5 protein-coding genes and 1 riboswitch are annotated in these 7,367 nt (G+C 36.0%); of the genes, 3 read left to right on the forward strand and 2 right to left on the reverse strand.

Features of this window, described 5'->3' with window-relative positions; genetic code table 11:
- Positions 1 to 259 precede the first annotated feature (259 nt).
- On the reverse strand, positions 260 to 901 hold the full coding sequence (gene bluB, locus HCN83_RS04665; protein ID WP_168005154.1) for a 5,6-dimethylbenzimidazole synthase: 642 nt from the start codon (positions 899 to 901) through the stop codon (positions 260 to 262).
- Positions 902 to 1,059: 158 nt separating this feature from the next.
- Positions 1,060 to 1,174: riboswitch (TPP riboswitch) on the forward strand.
- Between the two features lie 138 nt (positions 1,175 to 1,312).
- Here bluB and thiC point away from each other — a divergent pair.
- Both thiC and HCN83_RS04675 read left to right on the forward strand, forming a co-directional pair.
- On the forward strand, positions 1,313 to 3,097 hold the full coding sequence (gene thiC / locus HCN83_RS04670; protein WP_010289686.1) for a phosphomethylpyrimidine synthase ThiC: 1,785 nt from the start codon (positions 1,313 to 1,315) through the stop codon (positions 3,095 to 3,097).
- A 23-nt stretch (positions 3,098 to 3,120) separates the two neighbouring features.
- Positions 3,121 to 3,288, forward strand: coding sequence for a serine protease (locus HCN83_RS04675; RefSeq protein WP_168005155.1), 168 nt, complete (start codon positions 3,121 to 3,123; stop codon positions 3,286 to 3,288).
- 154 nt (positions 3,289 to 3,442) lie between these two features.
- Here HCN83_RS04675 and HCN83_RS04680 read toward each other — a convergent pair whose 3' ends face one another.
- Positions 3,443 to 4,018 carry a recombinase family protein gene (locus tag HCN83_RS04680; protein ID WP_110927698.1) on the reverse strand — a complete coding sequence of 192 codons (576 nt, stop codon included), beginning with the start codon at positions 4,016 to 4,018 and terminating at the stop codon, positions 3,443 to 3,445.
- Between the two features lie 146 nt (positions 4,019 to 4,164).
- Between HCN83_RS04680 and HCN83_RS04685 the strand changes: the two genes are divergently transcribed.
- Positions 4,165 to 7,131: a Tn3 family transposase gene (locus tag HCN83_RS04685; protein WP_168005156.1), complete on the forward strand. Its 2,967-nt coding sequence runs from the start codon at positions 4,165 to 4,167 to the stop codon at positions 7,129 to 7,131.
- Positions 7,132 to 7,367 lie beyond the last annotated feature (236 nt).

Consider the following 7,367-nt stretch of genomic DNA (forward strand, 5'->3'; position numbering starts at 1 on the left):
GTAAGCCTCCTTTTAAATGTTGATTCACGATACTCATTGCCGATTCAAGTAAAAATAAACGGAATATTTAGGTGTTCATCAAAAATAAGACTATGTTATTCCTTATATTTAGAAAAAGATTGCTTAAGGGGGTAGCGTCAGGAAAATGCGGATTTACAACGATAAGCAAATTACAACATAAAAAAACGGTTCCTAAACGTTGTGCGGAATCGTTTTTTTATTTCGTTTGTTAAACTAAAGAGCACTTTAATAAGATTTTTTAATTTTCCCCCCATTTATTTTGGAAAATAAGGTTGTCTAAAGAACGCCTTTTTTCCCAATCAGCTAATTCTAGAATGGGTTTTTCTGGATAATCATCAGTGTAACCAATAGAAATAAGAGCAATAGGCTCAATATGTGGTGGTATTTCTAAAATGTCTCTAATATCATTCTTTTTATAAAAACTTACCCAGCCCATTGCAAGCCCTTCAGCACTAGCTGCTAACCACATATTTTGAATGGCACAAGCAGTTGATAAAGCATCCGTTTCAGGAATTGAATTTCGTCCTAATATATGCGAACCTCCTCTTGTTGGATCACAAGTTACACATATAGTTAAAGGAGATTCTTTTAGACCTTCAACTTTTAAACTAAGGAATTTCGTTTCTTTTTCTCCTTCATAATGAATAGCCAATGCTCTTCTTTCCTTATCCGCTGCCCATGCTAACTTTTCTTTAATTTCATTTGAAGAAACTAAAATAAAATTCCATGGTTGCATAAACCCTACTGAGGGTGCATGATGAGCAGCATTTAGTATTTTATGTATTGTATTTTCTGGGATAGGAGTTGACAAAAAACTTCGGATGTCTCTTCTATGATAAATAACTTTATATATTGCTTCTTTTTCTTCCTTAGTAAACATATTTTCCCTCTCTCGTTAAAAATTAAAATGTTATTGTTTATTCATATATTAACAATAAAACCTGTTGCTGTCCGTCTCTTAATTAAATGGTTTTTTATATTTTTTTATTGCTCCTTTTATTTTACTTAAAACTCATGTATACTAAAACCAAATTGAATAGAAATAACTAGGGGAGTCCAATAAGTTGGGCTGAGAGAGAAACACGTTAAAGTTTCTTGACCCTTTGGACCTGATCTAGATCATACTAGCGTGGGGAAGTTAGAAAAAATAATCATGTATTGAATAAACTTCTACATACAAAGCCGGTCCATCCTTTTTGGATTCGGCTTTTTTATTTAATTCATTTCTTTAATTCCTCTTTTATTGTTCTAGATCTCGTCCTTTAATTTTAAAAAGGGAGAGATTTACTCTATGTCAACAACTTCATTAAACGAAAAAAGCATTTCCATCATGTCTAGTTTTTCAGGTAGTAAAAAAGTTTATGTTGAAGGCTCAAGACCCGATATCAAGGTACCAATGCGTGAAATTGAACTAAGTCCTACAACGGGCGCCTTTGGTGAAGAAGAGAATCCGCCAGTTCGTGTCTATGATACAAGCGGACCTTATACGGATACTAATTATTCAGTTGATATTACAAAAGGTCTTCCTCCTCTTCGAAGCACATGGATTCATGAACGAGGAGATGTTGAGGAATATGAAGGAAGAGAAGTTAAGGCTGAAGACAATGGATATAAGGATGAGAATGACCCTCGTGCTAATCATAATATGTTCCCGGGTTTAAAGCGTAAACCCTTACGTGCAAAAAAAGGTGGAAATGTCACACAGCTTCATTATGCAAGGAAGGGCATCATCACTCCTGAGATGGAATTTATCGCATTAAGGGAAAATATGAAACCTGAATTTGTGCGTGAAGAAGTTGCAAGAGGTCGAGCAATTATCCCTTCTAATATCAATCATCCAGAGGCAGAGCCTATGATCATAGGACGTAATTTCCATGTTAAAATCAACGCAAATATTGGGAATTCTGCTGTTTCATCCTCCATCGAAGAAGAGGTCGAAAAAATGACATGGGCCACACGTTGGGGTGCTGATAATATTATGGACCTATCAACAGGTAAAAACATTCATACAACAAGGGAATGGATAATTCGCAATTCTGCTGTTCCTGTAGGAACCGTTCCTATCTACCAAGCACTTGAAAAAGTAAATGGTGTTGCCGAAGACCTCACATGGGAGGTTTACCGTGATACTTTGATTGAGCAAGCCGAGCAAGGCGTGGATTACTTCACCATTCATGCTGGTGTTCTTTTGCGATATGTTCCGTTAACAGCAAAACGTTTAACAGGTATTGTATCCCGGGGTGGATCTATTATGGCACAATGGTGTCTTCACCACCACAAAGAAAGCTTTTTATATACTCATTTTGAAGAAATCTGTGAGATTATGAAAACTTATGATGTTGCATTCTCTTTAGGAGATGGTCTACGTCCTGGTTCAATTGCTGATGCTAATGATGAAGCACAATTTGCAGAATTAGAAACTCTTGGAGAACTAACAAAAATTGCTTGGGAGCATGATGTACAGGTAATGGTTGAAGGTCCAGGTCACGTACCTATGCACCTTATTAAAGAAAACATGGACAAACAACTTGAGGTTTGTAAGGAAGCGCCTTTCTATACTCTAGGGCCACTTACAACTGACATAGCTCCTGGCTATGATCATATTACATCTGCGATTGGTGCAGCCATGATTGGTTGGTATGGTACGGCTATGCTATGTTATGTTACACCAAAAGAACATTTAGGTTTACCAAACCGAGATGATGTACGTGAAGGTGTTATAACTTATAAAATAGCTGCACATGCTGCTGATTTAGCCAAAGGGCATCCAGGCGCACACAAAAGAGATGATGCCTTATCAAAAGCTCGTTTCGAATTCCGTTGGAGAGATCAGTTTAATTTATCATTGGATCCTGAACGCGCTTTAGAATATCATGATGAGACGTTACCTGCAGAAGGTGCAAAAACAGCACATTTCTGCTCAATGTGTGGACCGAAATTTTGTAGCATGAGGATCTCTCAAGATATTCGTAATTACGCGAAAGAAAACAAGCTTGATACAAAAGAAGCAATAGAAAAAGGAATGAAGGAAAAAGCTGAAGAGTTTAAGGAATCTGGTGGTAAATTATATCAATAATTCTTGCTGTTAGGAGGTTTACGTTGAAGTTCCAAATAATTGAAGAGGAGATCAATCAATTAAAAACTCACCTTGCTTTTTTGGAAAAACGCTTAAAAGAGATTCAACAAAATTGTGATCATCATTTTAAAGGAAATCAATATTATGAAACATTTATCAAGTGTAATAAAGTAAATGTTTTATACTATTAGCAGTGGAAAGCTAAAAAATGCTAAAAGAAACCTTGCCCTAATACCTATCTCTTTAAAAGAGGCAAGGTTTCTTTATCTTCAATTACTTAAATAAAAGAACATTTCTATAGATATTTTTTTTCACAATACTAGCCCTTTAATGGAATAAAAAAGATTATTTGTTTGCTTCTGATAACTTTCTATACAATGAAGCTCTAGACACATTTGTAATTTCACAAATTTGATTTACAGTCATATTTCCTTCTTTATATAGCTTTACTGCATAATTCATTCCTGCGTGATTTTTATGATATTTCTTTAACCGTCCTTTAAACTTCCCTTCTTTCTTTGCGAGCTCAATCCCTTCACGCTGACGCATTCGAATAAGGTCTCGCTCTAATTGGTTAACACCAGCCATTACCGTAATTAAGAATTGGCTGTATGGATTATCTTCTGATAAATCTAGCCATGTATCCTTAAGTGATTTTAAGCTTGCCTTTTTATTTCGTATTAAATCAATTAATTCAAATAAATCTTGCGTACTTCGAGTGATCCGAGTTAAGTCTGTAACATAAATAATGTCACCTTCTCGTAAACCCTCTAACATTTTTTGAAGTTGCTCACGATCCTTTGTTGCTCCAGAAACTTTTTCTTCAAAAATAATATCTATTCCGTTTTCGTTAAGTTGTTGAAATTGCCTTGAAGGATTTTGACCAACAGAACTAACTCGAACATATCCAATTTTTTGCATACTTTCACCTCATTTTTGAGACAAGTCTTATGAGACGCTCTTAGCTATGATTTTATCAGTCTACTATACTTGTATCAATAGAGTACACTCTATTGATATATAATTGAACTAATTAACTGAATAATTACAGAAATGAGATGATCTGTATGAAAATTGCGAGAGGTAGAGAATTACTTACACCCGAACAGCGACAGGCCCTTATGCAAATTCCTGAAGATGAGTGGGTGTTAGGAACCTACTACACTTTTTCAAAACGAGATTTAGAAATTATAAATAAACGAAGGAGAGAAGAAAACCGTTTAGGATTCGCCGTTCAATTAGCCGTTCTTCGGTATCCTGGTTGGCCATACACTCATATCAAAAGTATCTCGGATTCAGTCGTACATTATATATCGAAACAAATCGGTGCCACTCCATCTTCTCTTAGCCTTTATCCTCAAAGAGAAAATACACTTTGGGATCATTTGAAAGAAATTCGTAGTGAATACGACTTTGTATCTTTTACTCTAAAAGAATATCGAATGACATTTAAGCACCTTCATCAATTAGCTTTGGAAAACGGTGATGCCATTCATCTACTACATGAATGCATAGATTTTCTAAGAAAAAACAAAATCATACTGCCTGCTATTACTACACTTGAGAGAATGGTCTGGGAGGCAAGGGCAATGGCTGAAAAGAAGCTATTTAATACGGTTAGTCAATCTCTAACAAATAACCAAAAAGAAAAGCTTGAAGAGATCATTACTTCGCAGCATCCATCAGAATCCAATAAAACAATATTGGGTTGGTTAAAGGAACCACCGGGCCACCCTTCGCCCGAAACATTTCTAAAAGTAATAGAACGACTCGAATATATACGAGGAATGGAATTGGAAACAGTACAAATTAGTCATTTGCACCGCAACCGCATTTTGCAGCTGTCTCGTTTAGGTTCAAGATACGAACCGTATGCATTTCGTGACTTTCAAGAAAATAAACGTTATTCGATATTAACCGTCTATTTATTACAACTTACGCAGGAGCTAACAGATAAAGCGTTTGAAATTCATGATAGGCAAATACTTAGTTTGTTATCAAAAGGTCGTAAGGCTCAAGAGGAAATCCAGAAACAAAACGGTAAAAAGCTGAATGAGAAAGTTATACACTTTACGAATATCGGACAAGCTTTGATCAAAGCAAAACAGGAAAAATTAGACGTTTTTGAAGTTTTAGAATCCGTTATCGAATGGAATTCTTTTGTGTCCTCGGTTGAAGAGGCTCAGGAACTTGCACGTCCTGCCGACTATGATTATTTGGACTTACTGCAAAAACGGTTTTATTCACTAAGAAAATATACGCCAACGCTATTAAGAGTATTGGAATTTCATTCTACAAAGGCAAACGAATCACTTTTACAGGCTGTTGAGATTATCCGAGGAATGAACGAATCCGGAAAGCGAAAAGTTCCTGATGACTCACCTGTGGATTTTATTTCAAAACGATGGAAAAAGCATTTATACGAGGATGATGGTACAACAATTAATCGTCATTACTATGAAATGGCTGCTTTAACAGAACTTCGGGAGCATGTTCGAGCAGGAGATGTCTCCATTGTGGGCAGCAGACAATATAGGGATTTTGAAGAATATTTATTTTCGGAAGATACATGGAATCAATTGAAGGGGAATACGAGCTTATCAGTTAGTTTATCATTCGAAGATTATATAACGGAGAGAACTAATAGCCTTAATGAAAGGTTAAAGTGGTTAGCTGCTAATTCCAACAAGCTAGATGGGGTTTCTCTTGAAAAAGGAAAACTGTCACTTGCACGCTTAGAAAAAGATGTTCCAGAAGAAGCAAAAAAATTTAGTGCAAGCCTTTATCAGTTGCTGCCAAGAATAAAATTAACCGATTTACTCATGGATGTTGCTCATATAACAGGATTTCATGAGCAATTCACTCATGCTTCCAATAATCGAAAACCTGATAAGGAAGAAACAATCATTATCATGGCTGCCCTTTTAGGAATGGGAATGAATATTGGCTTGAGCAAGATGGCCGAAGCCACACCCGGACTTACATATAAGCAACTAGCCAATGTATCTCAATGGCGCATGTACGAAGATGCAATGAATAAAGCACAAGCCATTTTAGTAAATTTCTATCATAAATTACAGTTGTCCTCCCATTGGGGCGACGGTACAACATCCTCGTCAGATGGTATGAGGATGCAGCTAGGTGTTTCATCACTGCATGCTGATGCAAACCCACATTACGGGACTGGAAAAGGAGCCACTATCTACCGTTTTACTAGTGATCAATTCTCTTCTTATTACACAAAGATTATTCATACAAATTCAAGGGATGCGATTCATGTTTTGGATGGATTGTTGCACCATGAGACGGATCTAAATATAGAAGAGCATTATACAGACACAGCCGGTTACACAGATCAAATATTCGGACTGACTCATTTATTAGGATTTAAATTTGCTCCTAGAATAAGAGATTTATCAGACTCGAAATTATTTACAATAGATAAAGCAAGTGAGTATCCAAAATTAGAAGCCATTTTACGTGGACAAATAAATACAAAGGTCATTAAAGAAAATTATGAGGATGTTTTGCGATTAGCTCATTCTATAAGAGAGGGAACGGTTTCAGCATCCCTTATTATGGGAAAACTAGGTTCCTATTCAAGACAAAACAGCTTAGCCACAGCCTTACGTGAAATGGGACGAATAGAAAAAACGATCTTTATTTTGAATTACATTTCTGATGAATCATTAAGAAGAAAAATACAAAGAGGATTGAATAAAGGAGAAGCCATGAATGGATTAGCAAGAGCTATTTTCTTCGGAAAGCAAGGTGAGCTTAGGGAACGAACCATACAGCATCAATTGCAAAGGGCTAGTGCCTTAAATATAATCATTAATGCCACCAGTATCTGGAATACCTTACATCTAACAAAAGCAGTTGAATATCAAAAACAGGCTAGTAGTTTTAATGAAGAATTATTGCACCATATGTCGCCTCTAGGTTGGGAACATATTAATTTGCTAGGGGAATACCATTTTAATTCGGAGAAAGCGATCTCATTAGATTCTTTAAGACCACTAAAACTTTCTTAACGTTGTTAAAAATGGAGGAATCGTCAGCTCGAGTTCGACAGTAAATAGGCACATTTCCGCTTTTCTGGACCTCATGGTCCACTCCTGACAAGGCATGAAGCGAAAATGCGCTCCTTTTTTACAATTTTTACATAGGCACACGTTTATATTATTTTTTCTTTATTTTAAAGGGTTTATCAGATATAATATAGGCATGTATATTCGACGAGTAACCAGAAAAAATAAAAATGGAACAA

This window comes from Alkalicoccus luteus (assembly GCF_012034335.1).
Lineage (GTDB): Bacteria > Bacillota > Bacilli > Bacillales > Salisediminibacteriaceae > Alkalicoccus > Alkalicoccus luteus_A.

Coding starts and splice junctions, on each gene's coding strand:
- HCN83_RS04685 (WP_168005156.1), top strand. CDS start 4,165: ATGAAAATTGCGAGAGGTAGAGAATTACTTACACCCGAACAGCGACAG.
- thiC (WP_010289686.1), top strand. CDS start 1,313: ATGTCAACAACTTCATTAAACGAAAAAAGCATTTCCATCATGTCTAGT.
- HCN83_RS04680 (WP_110927698.1), bottom strand. CDS start 4,018: ATGCAAAAAATTGGATATGTTCGAGTTAGTTCTGTTGGTCAAAATCCT.
- bluB (WP_168005154.1), bottom strand. CDS start 901: ATGTTTACTAAGGAAGAAAAAGAAGCAATATATAAAGTTATTTATCAT.